At 40.8% G+C, this 18,144-nt stretch carries 10 protein-coding genes; 3 read left to right on the top strand and 7 right to left on the bottom strand.

Features of this window, described 5'->3' with window-relative positions; translation table 11 throughout:
• Nucleotides 1–49: 49 nt before the first annotated feature.
• The 7 genes from AB4153_RS11145 to AB4153_RS11115 form a co-directional block, all read right to left on the bottom strand.
• Nucleotides 50–1,063, bottom strand: coding sequence for a cupin-like domain-containing protein (locus AB4153_RS11145; protein ID WP_371997427.1), 1,014 nt, complete (start codon nucleotides 1,061–1,063; stop codon nucleotides 50–52).
• Between the two features lie 34 nt (nucleotides 1,064–1,097).
• Nucleotides 1,098–1,826 carry a SapC family protein gene (locus tag AB4153_RS11140; protein WP_303515738.1) on the bottom strand — a complete coding sequence of 243 codons (729 nt, stop codon included), beginning with the start codon at nucleotides 1,824–1,826 and terminating at the stop codon, nucleotides 1,098–1,100.
• A gap of 100 nt (nucleotides 1,827–1,926) precedes the next feature.
• Nucleotides 1,927–3,510, bottom strand: coding sequence for a tryptophan halogenase family protein (locus tag AB4153_RS11135; protein ID WP_371997425.1), 1,584 nt, complete (start codon nucleotides 3,508–3,510; stop codon nucleotides 1,927–1,929).
• A gap of 275 nt (nucleotides 3,511–3,785) precedes the next feature.
• The gene (locus AB4153_RS11130) at nucleotides 3,786–6,797 is read right to left on the bottom strand and encodes a TonB-dependent receptor (RefSeq protein ID WP_371997424.1); all 3,012 of its coding nucleotides are present in this window, start codon (nucleotides 6,795–6,797) and stop codon (nucleotides 3,786–3,788) included.
• Nucleotides 6,798–7,552: 755 nt separating this feature from the next.
• Nucleotides 7,553–8,575 (bottom strand): LacI family DNA-binding transcriptional regulator, encoded by a 1,023-nt coding sequence (locus tag AB4153_RS11125; RefSeq protein WP_102526283.1) that lies wholly within the window; start codon nucleotides 8,573–8,575, stop codon nucleotides 7,553–7,555.
• Nucleotides 8,576–8,805: 230 nt separating this feature from the next.
• Nucleotides 8,806–10,125: a glycoside-pentoside-hexuronide (GPH):cation symporter gene (locus AB4153_RS11120; protein ID WP_371997423.1), complete on the bottom strand. Its 1,320-nt coding sequence runs from the start codon at nucleotides 10,123–10,125 to the stop codon at nucleotides 8,806–8,808.
• Nucleotides 10,126–10,189: 64 nt separating this feature from the next.
• Nucleotides 10,190–11,524, bottom strand: a complete 1,335-nt coding sequence (locus AB4153_RS11115; protein ID WP_371997421.1) for a GH1 family beta-glucosidase — start codon at nucleotides 11,522–11,524, stop codon at nucleotides 10,190–10,192.
• Between the two features lie 298 nt (nucleotides 11,525–11,822).
• Between AB4153_RS11115 and AB4153_RS11110 the strand changes: the two genes are divergently transcribed.
• From AB4153_RS11110 to AB4153_RS11100, 3 genes are all read left to right on the top strand, one after another.
• Nucleotides 11,823–13,115, top strand: a complete 1,293-nt coding sequence (locus tag AB4153_RS11110; RefSeq protein ID WP_248954712.1) for a sugar MFS transporter — start codon at nucleotides 11,823–11,825, stop codon at nucleotides 13,113–13,115.
• Nucleotides 13,116–13,194: 79 nt separating this feature from the next.
• A complete protein-coding gene (locus AB4153_RS11105; RefSeq protein ID WP_371997419.1) occupies nucleotides 13,195–15,825 on the top strand; it encodes an exo 1,3/1,4-beta-D-glucan glucohydrolase in 2,631 nt (876 codons plus the stop codon).
• A 133-nt stretch (nucleotides 15,826–15,958) separates the two neighbouring features.
• The gene (locus AB4153_RS11100) at nucleotides 15,959–18,031 is read left to right on the top strand and encodes a family 16 glycosylhydrolase (protein ID WP_371997418.1); all 2,073 of its coding nucleotides are present in this window, start codon (nucleotides 15,959–15,961) and stop codon (nucleotides 18,029–18,031) included.
• Nucleotides 18,032–18,144: the final 113 nt, after the last annotated feature.

Raw genomic sequence — 18,144 nt, 5'->3', positions numbered from 1 at the left:
TCTTTATTATTCGTTGTTTGAAAATTAATGAACTCGCTTCTTTATGAGTTTATCGCTTTAACTTATTAATTAAGTCCGCTCTAAGCTTTCGAGCATTGATATCATCTAGAGGTTTAGTCTGCATCCCTTGAGCATCTTTCGGGATATGACTGACGTCATCGTCATCATGATCAAATATGTAGTGATTGAACATGGCTTTCCAAGCTTGTCGTTGTGCTTTAGGCAGTGAGCGAAGACTTAACATTGCCATTGCCAGCGCGTTATTCGGTCTACCTAGATAAGCTGGCGTGTCTCGCCACCAGTGGGTTATCAACACATTAAAGGCTTCTACACCACTTACTTGATGCCACCACATACTAGGAACATATAGCACATCACCTGGCTCAAGCTCAGCGGTTTGAGCCGCTGCAAGGGCATGTTTATATTTAGGATATCTATCAAAGTCGGGCGCATCAAAGTTGACCATACTAATTTCTTGGCCACCAGGGGCAAACTCCATCGGGCCAATGTATAAATTACCGACTTGTTCGGGTGGGAATAGGGTAAAAGTACGCTTGCCAACAACGTTACAGGCAAGATTTTGCGGGAAATCAAAATGTGCTGCTATTCGAGATTGATTACCTAACCAGACGCTGGTTAGCGGCTTAATAGACTCAAGTTTTAAGCTGTTTTTATCTGCTAAACCTGGCAGAAACTGATTAATCTCAGTTGAACCCATATAGATACTTGGCGGAAAGTCATCATCTTTATGGGTAAATAGCTTATCAATCACCTGATGTAAATTAAGCTGGGCGGCCTGATAATTAAAGCCGTTAACTTGATCGTTATAGAATACGCGGCCTTTATGTTCTGGTGCCACGTAATAGGCAGTTACTGGGGTTTGCTGATAAAAAGACAGTAAGTATTGAGCCGCATCTTCAGCACTTTTAAGGCCTGTTTCCACTAAAGGCCAGTGGGCACAAGCTCCTTTAAAAATAACGGGTTCATCGATTGACTCAATCTCATCAATGATGTCACTCATTGAGCTGTTTTCAATCACTCTTACTGTCTGTTTCGTATCCATTTACAACAACCTTATAGATGTGCCTGATACAGCGTTAAGCACTTGTCTGAGCATTTTTGAAGTTCAATAGCTGTCTTATATTTGATTGTGATGCCAACGTCATATAGATAGCGCTGAGATAACCTTGCTGATGCAGTTCAGCGAGTGTTTCCGCGGGAAGCGTGGCAAGGGTTTGTTCATTGATGGTGTAAAAACCAATCATTTGGTGCTTTTCACCGTTATCAAGCTCAATGTCTAGAGTAAATGACTCAAGCAATTCAAGTTTGATTAGGGTTTCAATAAAGTTTTTGCTATCGATTAAGCCATGGTGAATGGTTTCAAGCATTTCACCGACTTCATCAAGGTAAGGGGTGTTACCACCGTATGGGAAGAATAGCGGCTCACCTTCGGCTTCATTGATTCTAGGATGGTTTGGATCTAAATGAATCACACGTTGAACCTGCTCAACACCATCTTCCTGTACAGTTTGCTGACCGATTAAAAAAGGTTGGCGGCGGACAGTTAATGGAATATAGGCCGCTTGCCATTTACCATCTTGAAGAAACAAGTTTTCTTTATGTTGGAAGCCAAACATAGCAACAGAATAGAATTGGCCGGTATTACTGTCTTTTTGAAAAAAGATTGGATAATGCGCCTGTACACTTCTAAATTCGGCTGGAAAGGTCACTGTGTACCAAAGGTTATCACCGAATTTTTCTGAGCGTTCAGTAATAATTTTTAAGTCTTTATGATCGACACTATTGAGTAATACTGGTTTATTCATGCTGACATCCTAATCAAATACAGTCTTAGCTGTGTTTATTGTTATGTGTAATTTGTCTTGTAATAGCGAGTGTAATTTGTTGTTTATTATTGTATTGCGACTAAATCTTAGGTAATCCATATTGGGCAATTTTTGCCAGCAACTCTCGGTTGGTGGGCAATATTTGTTTTAAGCCTTGTGTACGTTTTATATTTTCACTGAAAAGTTGTTGAGCTTTATGTTGCAATGACGGCTTTAGTTGAGTTGGCACCATGGTCTGAAATTCCATACCATAAAGCACGAATTGAAAACTCGCAGCTGGAAATAATACATCTGTATGTTGAATGTCGTGTATATTCGGCGCTTGAGTTCGCCACAGCTCGATTTTTTGTTGTAAAGAATCCGGTATCGTTGATGACTCACGATGGTCATGCCAATAGTCACTGTCGCTTCTTTTACTCAGGACATAATGCAGCTTTAAAAATTCGATAATTTGCTGCCAATGTTGGCTAAAACGTTGATTGACTCGAGAGGCAACAATATCCATTACTTGTCTATTCGCAGGTAATTGCTTAGCAAGGGTATTGGCACTCCATTCAACTAATGCTAGCGCTGATGCTTCTAAAGGCTCGATAAAGCCTGCAGCCATACCGATAGCCATACAATTGTTTTTCCAGCAGACTTGTCGATGCCCCGGTGCAATAGAAAGTTTTTTGAACTCTAGATTATCCACATCAATATTGACTGTGGGTCTAAGGTAATCGATAAGCTGCTTTTCTGCTTGGTCTTGATCGGTATGACTCGATGAATAGACATGACCGACGCCTCGTCTTGTCGGTAAACCAATATCCCAAATCCAACCATTTGTTTGCGCAGTAGAATGAGTGCATGAAGCAATCTCTGAGTCAGGGCTTAGGTAGGGGACTTGTACCGCTAAAGCGGAATCATTAAATAACACCGACTTTTGGCATATAAATGGAACGCTTAACTGCTCACCAAGCAGTAAAGATTTGACTCCAGTACAATCCACAAAAAAGTCAGCCTTGAGGATGCCTGATTGCTTGGTTGCTAAGTGGCTAATATCCCCATTGTCGTTTTTGTGAATACTGGTGACATGGTCTTGAATATGAGTCACGCCAAGTTTTTCGGTGCAATGCTTTTGCAACAGCTGGCTAAACTTACCTGCGTTAAGGTGGTAGCCGTAATTATTTTGAAATTGATACTCACCAGTAGTGATTTGTTTAGGCGCTAAAAATAATTGGCTTAATTGATTTTGCTGACCAACAGCATCTGCAAAGCTGACTTGCTCTCTGTGTGGCATCCAGTAAGGACAAAGATCTAATTCGTTTGTTCCTATAGGTAAACTGAAAGGATGAAGATATTGCTCGCCGGAGCGATTGTGTGTATTAGCTGAGTGAGTCCAGTTGAAAAAACGCGAACCTTGCTTAAAACTTGCGTCGCAATGGATTAAAAACTCAGTTTCACTGATGCCGATATTTTTGAGTGTGCTGCGCATTGAAGGCCAAGTACCTTCACCTACGCCAATGGTCGGCACATCTGGAGATTCTATTAAAGTGATATTGAGCTTAGGAGAGGGCGATAACTTGCCATTATCAGCGTTGTGTTCAGCAGCCAATATTCCCGCTGTTAACCAACCTGCAGTGCCGCCGCCAACAATAATAATGTTTTGAATCGCTTGTGCCATAAAATGCCTATTTTAAATTGTGTAGTTAAGGGCAGTTTTAATAACTTTAATTCGTATCGATAGAGTCATTTTTTCCGCTAGAGCTTGACTAGCATTGAATATTTTTCAATCGCTTACAAGTGTTTGTAAGTAATAATTTGTAATAATGAGAGAGAATTGTAAATTCATAAAAAAGGTGCAACGTCCATGTTGCTAACGGATGTAGCTTAAAAAAAGAGGTGACCATGATAGTCACCTCAAACGACCTTAGTTTACATATTTAAATCGTGTTCAAGTTAGAATGTATAACGCGCACCTAAACTGTATCGAGCTCCTGTTTGGGTGTAATTAAGAACTTGAGAATATGCACGACCATGAGTACGCGTATTTTCTTCAGTAATGTTTAACCCTTCGAAGAATACTGTTAGGCCTTCAACTGCAGCGACGTCATAACCAATATTGAAATCAACTTGTGAGTATTCTTCAGTATATGATGGGTTAGCACCGGTGCCGTCTCCTGTAGAGTTCAAGAACTCATCACGCCAGTTCCATGCTAAACGAGCAGAGAAGCCATAGTTTTCATACATTGCGACAACGTTAGCCGTATCACTGATGTTGGTTAGTACGTTTTGTTCTGCATAACCAGGGCGGTTTAGGTTGAAATTGTCATAAGAATCACCGGCGTTAACGATGGTGTAGTTAGCTTGCATACCAAAACCAGACTCACCAAAGAAATGCTGTACAGCGAACTCCCAACCATCAATCACAGAACTGTCGCTACTGTTAGATGGTGTAGCAATGTTAAAGATTAAATCTGGATCACCAGCACCACCGGTAATTTCAATATTGCCATTGTCTGCATTTCTAGTAACGTTAGGATCTTGACCTAATAAACCGTCGATGGAGTTATAGTTTGTATATATCCAATTACGTTGGTCTACAGCTTCGACTTCACCTGCTGCAATAGCTTCTTGAACATAAGCACCTTGGGTTGGGTCTGGAATGTTATAAAGGTTAGAATTAACAGAGTTACTATCAATAAAGTTGGTTACGTCTTTACGGAAATAGCCCACAGAAACGTAACTGGCATCATCATAATACCACTCTGTTGATAAATCGTAGTTAGTCGACTCAAGTGGGAGCAAGCCTGGAGTACCCGTATTACCAGAACCACCTCCTCGGTTAGCCAGCTCTCCTATTGATGTTCCGCCTTGAATTGAGGTGTAATCAGGACGACCAATAGTTTCACTGTATGCGGCACGTACATAAACATCTTCTATTACTTCGATATTGAAATTAAAGCTTGGTAAAAAATAGTCGTACTCGCCAGTCTCAGTTTGGAAAGCACTGTTGTCAGTAGCAGTGCTGCCTAAAGCAACTTCAGTTTCAGCTATCCAAGTCGCTTCATTATATGTTAAAACTCGAGATGTTGATTCTACGTCGGTTTTTTCATAACGTACGCCGAAGTGAACATCAAATGGCATATCGCCCCATTCGCCTTCGTAATTATATTGAACATAAGCAGATTGCGATTCTTCTTGAGTGTAGCGATCTGTAGTGTAATCAGTTGAAGGGCAGAAGCCGTTACCACAGTCACCAATAGCTGTAGAGCCGTATAGTTCAGCAGCGCGAGCGCGAACCGCTTCAAAATCCCAAAGGAAAATAACATCTTGTGGGTCAATAGAGGCAGAGCCTTCATAATCTGAGAAGTCACCTTGCGAACCATCAAATTTATCTTGAACACTACCCGCTGGGAACCAAGCTGCATCTAAATCACCAGCGTTACCAACCCCCCCCCAGTCATTACGTTGGACATTAACCTCTTGTGAATGGTTATTTACGTCAGTTGCTGCGATACCAAAGTCGATGCTACCTGCTTCTTCAAAAACGTAAGTACCATTAATTTGTAGTTGTTCAACTTCTGATTTATTACGAGCATTACCAAATACTGAACCAGTAACACGCATATCTTCAGGACGAACAGCATTACCACCGCCAACAGCGAGTACTGGTACGTCACCAGTGAAATCAGTTGCAGCGCTTGTACGAATAAATGCTGCAGTACTTAGGTTACTGTTACTTCCGTTCGGGCTATTAGGTGAACGCTCTGCTTCTGAAGTATGGTAATCCAATGATAAGAATAAGTTATCAGTTGCATCCCACTCTAAATTAAAACCTAAAGAACCGCTTTCATCACGAGTTCCGTAATCACCAGCAGCCATTGATAAATCAGCGCCGCCATCAGGGTAAGTTTCAGAGTAAACCAATGGAGAAGAAACTGGGCCGTCAGACCAAGTACTTTCTTGAGTTCCAACAAAGTTAAACCATGCTGATACATCATGTGATTGGGTATCAACATCATTTTGCATATAAGTGTAATCTAGAGTTGCACGTAACGAGTCAATAGGCTCGTATTGCAAAACTAACTGACCATTAGTACGAGTACGTTGCTGCTCTTCAAAACGGTAAACAGTGGTTTGAGGCACTGAGTAAATATCATCTTCACCGGCACGGTTAATTTGATTATCATCTTTTGGTACGCCGCCCCATTCTGCATTATCGCCGCCCCAGTCTTGGTCAACAATACCTGGGAAGCTACGCCAGCCTGTGCCGACTTGAGCTTGTTGGTTACCGCTTTCACGTTCTTGGTAACTCGCTGAAATCGAAATACCAAATTTGCCATCAGCAAATGTATTTGAATATAAACCTGATAGTTCAGGTGTAACAGAGCCTTCATCAGTTGATTGATCATCAACAGCTTTAACACCGAAAGTCGCTTTAAGGCCTGGAGAGCTTAGTGGGCGATGAGTTAGAACATTAATTGTTGCGCCAATACCACCAGTTGAGTTTTTCGCTTGGCTTGTTTTCTCAACTTCAACAGCACTAATTGCTTCTGATGCAATGTTAGCGAAGTCAAAAGAGCGAGAACCGGTTGTTACTGGCATTTGACGGTTATTGAGCATAACCAAGTTTTGGTCTGCACCGAAACCACGAACAGAAACACGGCTACCTTCACCATTTTGTCTGTCGATTGATACACCCGTAATACGTTGCAAAGACTCAGCTAAGTTACTGTCTGGGAACTTACCAATGTCTTCAGCGTTAATTGCATCAACGATACCGTTAGAGCTACGTTTTAAATCCATTGATTTAATTAAGCTTCCGCGAATACCCGTGACTTGAAGTACTTCAATGTTTTCATCTGCAGCCGCTTCATCAGCTGCGAATGCTGGCATCATGGTACTTGCACTCAGTACTACCGACAAACTAGTGGCAATTCTGGTCTTTTTAAATGTTCTAAATTTCATCTAAGTCTCCCCTCGACTAGATCTCAGGCTACTACTCTCTGATTTTTTTATTCGGATTACGCATTCACGTAATATGTTTTATTCATCATTTGTAAACGCTTTGAAAAGCCTTTATGTAAAAGTTAATGTAAGCGCTTACATAAAACTAGATTAATTTGTTAACAGCGTCAACAATAATTGCTACAAAAAATCACAAGCTGTTAACTTTGTTTTTATAGTAAAACAAAACAATAAATCTTAAGTTACTGAATAAAAACATTAATAATTTACTACTTAGCAGTTTTATCTAAAATAAAAAAAGAAATAATTTTGTGATAGCGCTTACATTTTTTTTGAAATAAATACGCTAGGGAAGGTGGTTGTTGCAGATTATGGAAGCTAATTTCAATTTAAGGACAGTTTAATGCAGTTACATGCTTGTTTTTACACATATTGTATGACAAATAAACAGTGTTTTTAAATGAGTATTAGGTCAATTTCGGAGTCAAAAATGGCCATGAATTTAGATACTATTTTAGAAAGTACGCAAAGCAGTAAGCACAAAAGCAGGCCTGAAACTGATGGCAGATCCCCATATTGAAATAAGACTAGTTGTGCAATAACTTGAGAAATGCGAAGTAAGGTATAAGAATTGATTTTTGATGTAGCAAGCTTGAATGCTGCTAATTAAAAAGCCGCATAAGTCGCGGCTAAATTGGGTCTGACAGGCAATCATCTAGGGATGGGTGCTTTGCACTTATTATTGTTTGTTGCGCTTATAATTGTTTGTTGTGATTGTCAGAAGGCTTAGTTGCCGAATCTCTAACTATTAACTGTGGTGTAAAGGTATTTTCAACTTCAGCTTTAGGGTCATTATAAACATGCTTTAATACCCAAAATGCAGCCATTTTGCCCATTTCATGGATCGGGTTATTCACTGTCGTGAGTTTAGGGGAGATATATTGTGGGAAAGGGATGTTATCGTATCCCACAAATGACAACTCTTGTGGGATTTTCATGCCTTTTTCAAGGCATACTGCAATGGCACCAGAGGCCATTTGATCGTTAGCACACACTACTGCGGTAAAAGTCTTTTTGACGCTAAGTAAGTGCTCCATTGCTAAACAGCCGCTGTGCTCTTTAAAGTCTCCCTCAAAGCACAGTTGCTCATCAAATTCGACACCAAATTCAGTTAATGCCCGTTGATGACCATGTAATCGGTCTTGAGCATCGAGTTTAAATTTGGGGCCTGAGATATACGCAATGTCTTTATGTCCATGACTGAGAATGTGTTTGGTGGCTAGGTAACCACCAAGATCATTATCTAAATAAACACAAGCATCACTGATTTCTTCGATGTAGCGGTTAATCAGCACGATGGGAGTATCACCCTGGTGCAACTTAATCAGATATTCATCATCAACAGCTTCTACGTCAAGAATTAACGCATCACAGCCTCGACTCATTAAAAACTCAACACCGTCTTTTTCTTGGGACTCATCACTGTGTCCAGCTGCAATGATAACGTGTTTATTGCCCGCTCGAAGTGCAGTTTCAATCTCAGTCATCATTGGGCCGTAATAGGGACCGTCTAATTGAGACACTAACACACCGACACTATTTGAACGGTTAGACGCAAGGGACTGCGCAATGGTATTTGGACGATATCCCAATTGATCCATTGCACTTAATACTTTCTGTTTCGTTTTTTCGCTGACTTTAGTGTTGTTATTCATCACTCGGGACACTGTCGCGAGTGAAACGCCTGCTAAAACTGATACGTCATATATTGTCGCCATATATCCCTATTTAATACTGTCTAGCTAATGATGAGAGTCAAAACGTCGGTTAGACTAGCATGAACTATTTAGTACATTCATTAAAAAAACGGTTTTATTTGACGAACATTAATAAATCAGTTCGCCAAATAAACAGTATTATCTGTTGTGCTTATCAATTATATCAAGCTCTGTAATTATTAACTTTCTCAATTTTTAAATAATTATTCATTAGTGACTATTGAACATATTTATTGTGTAATTGCAGCGTGCACTTTCTCAACTTGCTCATTGTCTAACTTGTACCATTTCATGACGATAGCAACGATAATTGATCCCACTGCAGGGTAGATAGTAAATGAAATCAAAATCCCTTGTTGAGTTGCTTGGGTTTGTTCAACATCAGCTTGGTAACCATATAATGCCAGCAACCAACCAGCGGCTGCACCACCAATCGCAACACCTAACTTGATAAAGAAAATAACTGAAGAATAAATCATTCCGGTAATTCTTACGCCAGTCTTAAATTGACCGTAGTCAACTACGTCTGCCATTTTCGCCCACAATAGTGGGGTGCCCATATTAAACGTAAAGCCCCACACAATAAACAGTGCAAATGCGAGTTCAACTTGGTCGCCTGAGACAAAATAGGCCGCAATACACAGAGCAGCAGCAATGAATTGAATGGTGATATAAGCTTTGACCTTACAGACTCGTTTAGCTAAAGGCTCAGCTAAAATACAGCCAAATATATTACCAATCATACCAAGAGTAATGAATAAAGTGATTGAGTCTGGCATATGCAAATAATACTTAACGTAATAGATTGCTAAGCTGGTTTTAAGCACCATGCCTGATAATAGCCATATAGCGGCTATAGATAGAATACGCCACTGATCGTTTTGCCACAGTAACTTGAAATCTCTTTTAAAGCTTAAGTTTTGATCTTTCGGTGGGTGTAAGCGCTCTTTTGTGCCAAGAAAACACAGAATAAACATCACCACGCCCAATGCGCTCATTGCTGCAATGGTCAGTTGATAACCTTTAGCTTGATCGCCTTGGCCGAAATATTCAACTAAAGGTAATGTTAATCCTGACACCATTAAACCGCCAATCATGGCAAACACAAAGCGATAAGACTGTACTGAAACTCGTTCTTTGGGATCGGCTGTTAATACACCACCTAATGCACAATAAGGAATGTTGATCGCGGTATAAACCATCATTAACGCCGTATAGGTGACAAAGGCGTAAATCATTTTGCCTTCTTCAGCTAAGTCAGGTGTCGTAAATGCTAAAACACTAATCAAGCCAAAAGGCAGAGCAAACCATATAAGGTAAGGACGGAATTTACCCCATTTGGTTTCTGTTCTATCAGTGAGTGCCCCCATCAGAGGGTCGGTTATAGCATCAATAAATCGAACAGCCAGAAACATTGTGCCGACAAATGCAGGTGAAATACCAAATATGTCAGTATAAAAAAACGTAAGAAATAACATCACCGTTTGGAAAACGATATTACTGGCTGTATCACCTAATCCATAGGCTATCTTCTCTTTAACGCTAATCATGCAAACCTCTTTCGGGTTATTATTTTTCTAATGTAGGGTGTTGGGCATTATTTTTATTTTGTTATTATTTAGCTCTTTGGCTAATAAAATCACGGTAGGCAAGACCACTGCGTTTTATTGTTCGTTTTTGTGTTTGGTAATCAACATACACTATCCCAAAGCGTTTTAAATAGCCCTCTGCCCATTCAAAATTATCCATTAAGCTCCATGCAAAATAACCATCGATTTTAACGCCTTGCTCAATAGCATCATTAACCGCATTTAAATGCGCTTGGTAATATTCAAGTCTGTCTAAATCATTTACCGCGTCATCAACAATTTTATCATCCATAGCTGCGCCATTTTCAGTGATGTAAATTGGCGGTAATGTATAGGTGTTATGTAAGCTAGCTAATAAGTCGGTGAAGGCAGCAGGGTAAATTTCCCAACCAATATCAGTTTTAGGGGCATCTTTCATATCAATTTGTTCAAACTGGTTTTCACTGCAAGCTTGATACACGGCTCGGGTATAAAAGTTAATTCCTAAAAAGTCGATTGGTTGACTAATAATGTCCATGTCCCCAGGTTCAATATCTGGTTTGTCACCGTCATCAAAATCATTAATTATTTCAGGATATTTACCATCCATTATTGGTTTGATATACCACTGATTAAAGTAGTCATCAGCAATTTGGCTGGCTTTGATATCAGCTGGCTTGTCAGAATAAGGGTAACAAGGAGTGAAGTTAAGCACGATACCGTTTAATGCGTTTGGGCAGTTCTTTTGAATCACTTGCATGGCAAGACCGTGAGCAAGTAATAAGTGGTGCGCAGATTTACGACCATAGGCTTTTGTTGCAAGGCCTGGTGCATGAATACCAATCTCATAGCCTAAATAAGAGCTACAAAAAGGTTCATTTAATGTGGCGTAAGAATGTACGCGATCACCAAGTGCTTGAGTGATTTTATCGGCGTAGTCTTGGAAGAGGTAGGCAGTCTTTCTATTTAACCAACCACCTTGATCTTCAATATGTTGTGGTAGATCCCAATGATAAAGCGTGGCATATACCTTTATCCCTCGGGCGATAAGATTATCCATCAAGTTAGTATAAAAGCTCACACCTTCTTGATTGAGGCTACCATCTTGATTAATCACACGCCCCCAAGAAATAGATAATCGATAAGCATCAACTCCTAATGATTCAATCAACTCAACATCATCTTTCCATAATGCCACATGCTCGCAAGCTTGTTTGCCGTCAGAACCGTCACGGATTTTGTCTGGTGTTGCGCAGAAGGTATCCCAGATACAAGGTAAGCGAGAATCAGCCGCTCCTTCAATTTGAAAAGAGGCGGTTGCAACACCAAAAGTAAATTCTTTTGAGTGCATTTTAGAATCTGATGGTAATGATATTTTCATATTTATTATTCACTTAATATGTTTCTGATGTAATTCTGCCTACAGCGCTTCAAAGGCCTAAACACAGGCGGTTACTGAGGTGCTGTTACAATTTTTACTAATAAAAATCGTTGACTTTCGTTATCGGTATGTTAAAAATGAAAGCGCTTACATCGAGATTAGTGATTAATTAACCAAACGTCAATAATTGATTTAGATAATTCTCGAAACGGCCTATCCATGTACTACCAAAGATGTAGGACAAGGGTGCTTAGATAGACTTAAACCATAAATACATAATAATTAAAGAGGAAATGTCATGGCTAACGCACCGTTAAATGCAGATGCTGCAGAAATGGGGAGTGTTCATCAAACTGGGAATTTTCGGTTTGCTTTGATGGCATTAACCTCACTATTTTTTATGTGGGGTTTTTTAACCTGTTTAAATGACATCTTAATTCCATATTTAAAAAATATGTTTGAATTAAGCTATACCCAAGCCATGTTAGTTCAGTTTTGTTTCTTTGGCGCCTATTTTATTGTATCAATTCCTGCAGGCTCTTTAGTCGGTAAAATTGGATATCAAAAAGGGATTGTTACCGGACTGGCTATTGCCTGCGCAGGTTGTTTACTCTTTTACCCGTCAGCGAGCTATGCCTCTTATTGGATGTTCTTAAGTGCTTTTTTTGTATTAGCATCGGGTATCACCATATTACAAGTTGCCGCTAATCCTTATGTGAGTGCATTAGGCCCTGCAGAAACCGCGTCTTCAAGATTAACCATGACTCAAGCATTTAATGCGCTTGGTACCACAGTCGCGCCATTTTTTGGCAGTTACTTGATTTTAAGTAATCAACCCCATGAAGCAGCTTCTAGTGCGGCAGAGTCATCTATTGCAGCTGTACATCAAGCCAGTACAGTGCAAGTTCCTTATTTAATGTTAGCTGGCGCCTTGTGTGTGCTAGCGATTATTTTCTTCATTTTAAAGTTACCCGTTCTTGGTATTAGCGAGCAAAAAACCAAACAACAAAAGGGCACAGGTAGTGCGTGGAAATATCCACACTTGGTATTAGGCGCTGTAGGTATCTTTGTTTATGTTGGCGCCGAAGTTGGGATTGGTAGCTTTTTAATTAACTTTTTGACTCAGCCTGACATTGGTGGATTTACTGAATCGCAAGCTGCTAAGTACATTGCTTATTATTTTGGTGGTGCAATGGTTGGTCGCTTTATTGGTGCTTTGGTGATGCAAAAAATAGCTGCAGGCAAAGTGCTAGCATTTAACGCTACCTGCGCAGTTTTATTAGTGGCAGTAGCGATGTTATCTGAAGGAACAACAGCAATGTGGGCATTGCTATTGGTTGGACTATGCAATTCTATTATGTTCCCAACGATCTTTAGCTTAGCGTTAACAGATTTAAAGCAGCATACCAGTCAAGGTTCTGGTGTCTTGTGTTTAGCGATTGTTGGTGGTGCGATTGTCCCACTATTGCAAGGCATGCTAGCTGATACCTTTGGCATTCAATTGGCGTTTGTTTTACCGCTAGTGTGTTACGCCTTTATTGCTTATTACGGTTTAGTGGGCAGTAAAGCTAAACGCCCAGAAGCTGCGTAATATTCGACTTAAACGCTTAATGATGAAACATTTAAAAACAAATATAGAATTTATGACAAGAATACATAAGGCAAATTTTATGAAAAAGGCAAATAAGGTTATCGCAAGGAAGCAATTAGCATTGCCACTGCAAGTATTAACCGTATTGATGGGGCTATCGGCTTGTTCAGGTGAAAACAAGGATATGCCAATGGCATCGGTTAAAGCAGATAAACAGCCTGTGGTTGAAGTAGAAGTTGCAGCCAAAAACAATGACGTAGCGACAGTAAATAATATTGATATTTGGCCAAAGCTTGCGATTCCATTAGCGAAAGATGCTGAACTTGAACAGCGCATTTCATCGTTAATGGAAAAGATGACCTTAGAGCAAAAAATTGCTCAGATGATCCAACCTGAAATCCGTGATATCACCGTTGAAGATATGCGTAAGTATGGATTTGGTTCTTATTTGAATGGCGGCGGAGCTTATCCAAATGATGATAAACACGCAACACCTGCGGACTGGATTAAGTTAGCTGAAGATATGTACCAAGCATCTATGGACGACAGCGTTGATGGTATCGCTATTCCAACAATGTGGGGAACCGATGCGGTTCATGGTCATAACAATGTCATTGGTGCGACCTTGTTTCCCCATAACATTGGTTTGGGTGCGGCGAATAATCCAGACTTGATCCGTGATATTGCTGCCATTACAGCCAAAGAAGTAATGGTAACAGGAATTGATTGGGTGTTTGCTCCAACTGTTGCGGTTGTAAGGGATGATCGCTGGGGAAGAACCTATGAAGGTTACTCAGAAGATCCACGCATTGTTAAAGCTTACTCGCACTCGATTGTTGAAGGTTTGCAAGGAAAAGTCGGTGATGACTTTTTATCTGACCAACATGTCATTTCAACGGTAAAACATTTCTTGGGTGATGGTGGAACAGAAAAGGGTATTGATCAGGGGCAAAACCTAGATTCAGAGCAAGACTTATTTGATATCCATGCTCAGGGTTATGTTGGCGGTTTAACTGCTGGCGCGCAAACCGTCATGGCGTCATTTAATAGCTGGCAAGGTAAAAAAATCCACGGCGAAAAATACCTACTTAATGATGTATTAAAAGACAAAATGGGTTTTGATGGTTTTGTGGTAGGTGACTGGAACGGTCATGGCCAAGTTGACGGCTGTACTAATGAATCATGTGCTCAAGCTGCCAATGCAGGCCTAGATGTATTCATGGTGCCAACCAGTGCTTGGAAACCTCTTTACGAAAACACGATTGCCCAAGTTAAAGATGGCGAAATTAGTCAAGCACGTGTTGATGATGCAGTACGTCGTATTCTTAGAGTTAAATTCAGAGCTGGATTATTTGAAAAACCAAGTCCTGCTAATCGCGCTATTTCAGGCAAAACAGAATTAATTGGTGCAAAAGCGCATCGAGATGTCGCAAGACAAGCGGTGCGTGAGTCACTAGTAATGCTTAAAAATAACGCTAACATTTTACCATTAGCGCCAAATTCCAAAGTTTTAGTGGCGGGTGATGCAGCCGATAATATCGGTAAGCAATCTGGTGGTTGGAGTATTACTTGGCAGGGTACTGATAACTTAAATGAAGATTTCCCAGGTGCAACTTCGATTTTTGCGGGTATTGAGCAAACTGTGGATGCTGCGGGTGGTCAAGCTTGGTTGAGTGTTGATGGTCAATTTGACGCAACAAACAAACCTGATGTGGCAATTGTGGTATTTGGTGAAGAGCCGTATGCAGAAGGTAATGGCGACATTGATAACCTTGAATACCAACGTGGAGATAAGCGTGATTTAGCTTTACTGCAATCATTAAAATCTCAGGGTATTCCAGTGGTTTCAGTATTTATCAGTGGCCGTCCTATGTGGGTTAACCCTGAATTAAACGCATCAGATGCCTTTGTCGCTGCTTGGTTACCTGGCACAGAAGGTGATGGCGTAGCTCAAGTACTTTTCACTGAGATAGATGGAAAAGTCAATGCTGACTTTGTCGGTAAGCTATCTTTCTCATGGCCAACAACGCCGCAGCAAACGTCGGTTAATGTGAATGATGAAGACTACCAACCCTTATTTGCCTATGGTTATGGTCTTAAATACGGTGAAAAAAGTCAGGTGTCAGATACGCTTTCAGAAGATAACTTCGCATCTGACGCTAAGCTTGAAACGTTAGCCTTATTTGAGCGAGCTGTAAAAGCACCTTGGAAACTGATTATTGGTACAGAAACCTCAATGGAGACAGTAAGTAGCAGTATTCAAAAAAATGATGCATTGACCTTAAGAACCTTTGATAAAGCAGTGCAAGAAGACGCAAGGTTAGTGAACTTTAACGGAACAGGCATGGGCTTTGTTGGGTTAATCAGTAACTTCCCACGTGACTTACGTGCTTATTCAAACAGTAATGCCGCTTTATCTGTATTAATTAAAACCACCAACAAGGTTGAAAAACCGGTCATGTTAGGTGTGGCGTGCGATAGAGATTGCCGCGCAGATGTTGATATTGCAGGAGCCTTAAATGAGTCAGTTGGAACTTGGCAAACTATTAGTGTTGATTTGAAGTGTTTTGCAAATCAGCAAGTTGAGTTTGGCAATATCAATACACCTTTCTATATTGCGACAGAAGGTAAAGCCGAAATTAATTTCAGTGATTTACTGATTGTGCCTAATGCGGCTAATGACGCCACGATTACCTGTCCAGCGCTTTAATTAATCTTTGCCAGTTGATTGTTAAGACAATCAACTGGCAATAACTCCTGCACTGTTGTGAACTTGCAATTAACTTTGTAAGGGATTTTGTTGGATTTTTTTCAAGTTATTTTACTATTTCCTTGGGGGGAAAATGAAAAAATTAACATCAACTTTAACCTTCACCTTCACCAGTATGAGTATCGCCGCAGCATTGCTAGTTGGTTGTGGTTCAGATAGCTCAACAGAAAATGATATTACACCGGTTAATAACACCGTCGAACAGCCACAAGAAAGCCTGTGGACACTAGTTTGGAGTGATGAGTTTGACGGAACTGCGATTGATCTAGAAAAATGGAATCTTGCCCATAACTGTTATGGCGGGGGCAATGAAGAACATCAGTGTTATACCCAGCGTGATGAAAACAGCAAAGTAGCTGATGGCATGTTAGTGATAACGGCTGAGCGAGAAGATTTTAGCGGTCCAGCCGTGGCTTTAGGCGATCCTAATTACGATGCAACCGATACATCTAAGCAGCAACCTTATACCTCGGCAAGATTAGATTCCACCAATAAAGGGGATTGGAAATACGGCCGTTTTGAGATCCGCGCCAAAATGCCTCAAGGCCAAGGAACGTGGCCTGCAATCTGGATGTTACCGACGGATTGGGTGTATGGCCCTTGGGCGGGGTCGGGTGAAATCGACATCATGGAAGCGGTGAATTTAAAAGTAGTTACCGAAGGTTCTGAGCCTGAGTCTCGTATTCACGGTACTTTGCATTATGGCAAAGCATGGCCTGGAAATGTTTATTCTGGCGCAGAATATTCACTGCCAGAAGGGTCAAACCCTGCTGACGATTTTCATGTGTACGCAGTGGAATGGGAAAAAGATGAGATCCGTTGGTACGTTGATGAGGTTCATTTTGCCACTCAAACTTCAGCAGGCTGGTATAGCCAATACACGGATGCAGATGGGAACCTTCAAAGTGCTCCAGAAGATGCGCCTTACAATCAGCCATTTCATATGATTTTAAACCTAGCAGTTGGCGGCACGTGGGCGGCGAATGTCAATAATACAGGGGTGGATGAAAGCGTATTCCCACAGACGTTAGAAGTGGATTATGTACGAGTGTATGAATGCAGTGTTTCGCCAGAAACAGGACAAGGCTGTGCGTCTATTAGTGAAAGTGCTGAAATGGTCGAAGGCCATACAGCACCTGAAATCACCACGCCATCGACTGATATTGGAGCTGGGCCAGAATTCATTTTATATGATGACGAGCTCAGCGAAGGGCTAAGCTTAGACAGCTATAACCCTGATGGTTCTGTCACGCTTGCTGCTGTTGAGGTTGAAGGGCGCGGCGAAGTGCTTCAGTTAGACAAGGTTGGCGCAACGGGGAACGCGTATTTTGCATACCCTCCCACGGCTGATTTATCCCATTGGGCGACGAATGGCGTGTTAGTTTTCGATTTGAATGTCATTAGCACCGATAATGACGTGGAACTATTGGTTAAAATAGACAGTGGCTGGCCCAATGTTAGCGACACCAGCGTGGTTTTACCCGAGTTAAATACTTGGAGTGAAATTCGCTTACCTATTGCCGACCTTGTTGCCAGTGGTAATCGATTTTCACCGGGAAGCTTTGTTGATTTAGCCTCGGTAGCCAACCCTTTTGTGATAGAGCCTTTAGGCAATATGAGCCTGCAAATTGATAATGTGCGCTATGAATATGAAGTGTCTCAATCTGATGAATTAATTGTTTATGATGATGCAGTTAAAGCGCCTTTTGAAATTGGTCATTATGCGGCAACAGGGAGTGTTGCAATTGAACAGGTTGATGTTGGTGGTGACAATAATCTTGTGAGCCAATTTAGTTTTAATACGAATGAAGCCGTGGTGTATTTTCAAAGTGCAAATTTTCAGCAAGACGTCAGTAGCTTTAACTTTGTCGAGTTTGATTTGAATGTCACCAGCGACCCACGTGAAGTAAGAGATTTTAATATTAAAGTCGACTGTGGTCATCCATGCAGTTCAGGTGACTTTGCGATTGATGCGCCTGAAATTGGTGTTTGGACTCATTACAAAATAGCGTTTGCAGATGTCGTAGCCAATACAGGTTCTAGTTTAGATTTAACTCAAGTGGATACACCTTTAGTTATCTTTCCTGCATGGGGTAATCAAAGTGGTGTCGTGATGCAAGTTGATAATGTGATGTTGACTAAATAAGTTTGAATACGAATGCAGTCAAGGCGATGAGGGTTTTAAGCTCATCGCTCTTGGCTTACTATCAAGCTGGCGTTACAAATAAGTAACAATAAAGTTTTAGCCTTGAGTGAAAT

It is taken from the genome of Shewanella sp. 10N.286.52.E4 (assembly GCF_041468785.1).
GTDB classification, from domain to species: domain Bacteria; phylum Pseudomonadota; class Gammaproteobacteria; order Enterobacterales; family Shewanellaceae; genus Shewanella; species Shewanella electrodiphila.
The sequence above is the reverse complement of the archived record's forward strand: the minus strand, read 5'-3'. Positions and strand labels throughout refer to the sequence as shown.

What these genes read in the sequence shown, in the direction of transcription:
- AB4153_RS11145 (WP_371997427.1), bottom strand. Translation starts at nt 1,063, where the DNA reads ATGGATACGAAACAGACAGTAAGAGTGATTGAAAACAGCTCAATGAGT.
- AB4153_RS11140 (WP_303515738.1), bottom strand. Translation starts at nt 1,826, where the DNA reads ATGAATAAACCAGTATTACTCAATAGTGTCGATCATAAAGACTTAAAA.
- AB4153_RS11135 (WP_371997425.1), bottom strand. Translation starts at nt 3,510, where the DNA reads ATGGCACAAGCGATTCAAAACATTATTATTGTTGGCGGCGGCACTGCA.
- AB4153_RS11130 (WP_371997424.1), bottom strand. Translation starts at nt 6,797, where the DNA reads ATGAAATTTAGAACATTTAAAAAGACCAGAATTGCCACTAGTTTGTCG.
- AB4153_RS11125 (WP_102526283.1), bottom strand. Translation starts at nt 8,575, where the DNA reads ATGGCGACAATATATGACGTATCAGTTTTAGCAGGCGTTTCACTCGCG.
- AB4153_RS11120 (WP_371997423.1), bottom strand. Translation starts at nt 10,125, where the DNA reads ATGATTAGCGTTAAAGAGAAGATAGCCTATGGATTAGGTGATACAGCC.
- AB4153_RS11115 (WP_371997421.1), bottom strand. Translation starts at nt 11,524, where the DNA reads ATGAAAATATCATTACCATCAGATTCTAAAATGCACTCAAAAGAATTT.
- AB4153_RS11110 (WP_248954712.1), top strand. Translation starts at nt 11,823, where the DNA reads ATGGCTAACGCACCGTTAAATGCAGATGCTGCAGAAATGGGGAGTGTT.
- AB4153_RS11105 (WP_371997419.1), top strand. Translation starts at nt 13,195, where the DNA reads ATGAAAAAGGCAAATAAGGTTATCGCAAGGAAGCAATTAGCATTGCCA.
- AB4153_RS11100 (WP_371997418.1), top strand. Translation starts at nt 15,959, where the DNA reads ATGAAAAAATTAACATCAACTTTAACCTTCACCTTCACCAGTATGAGT.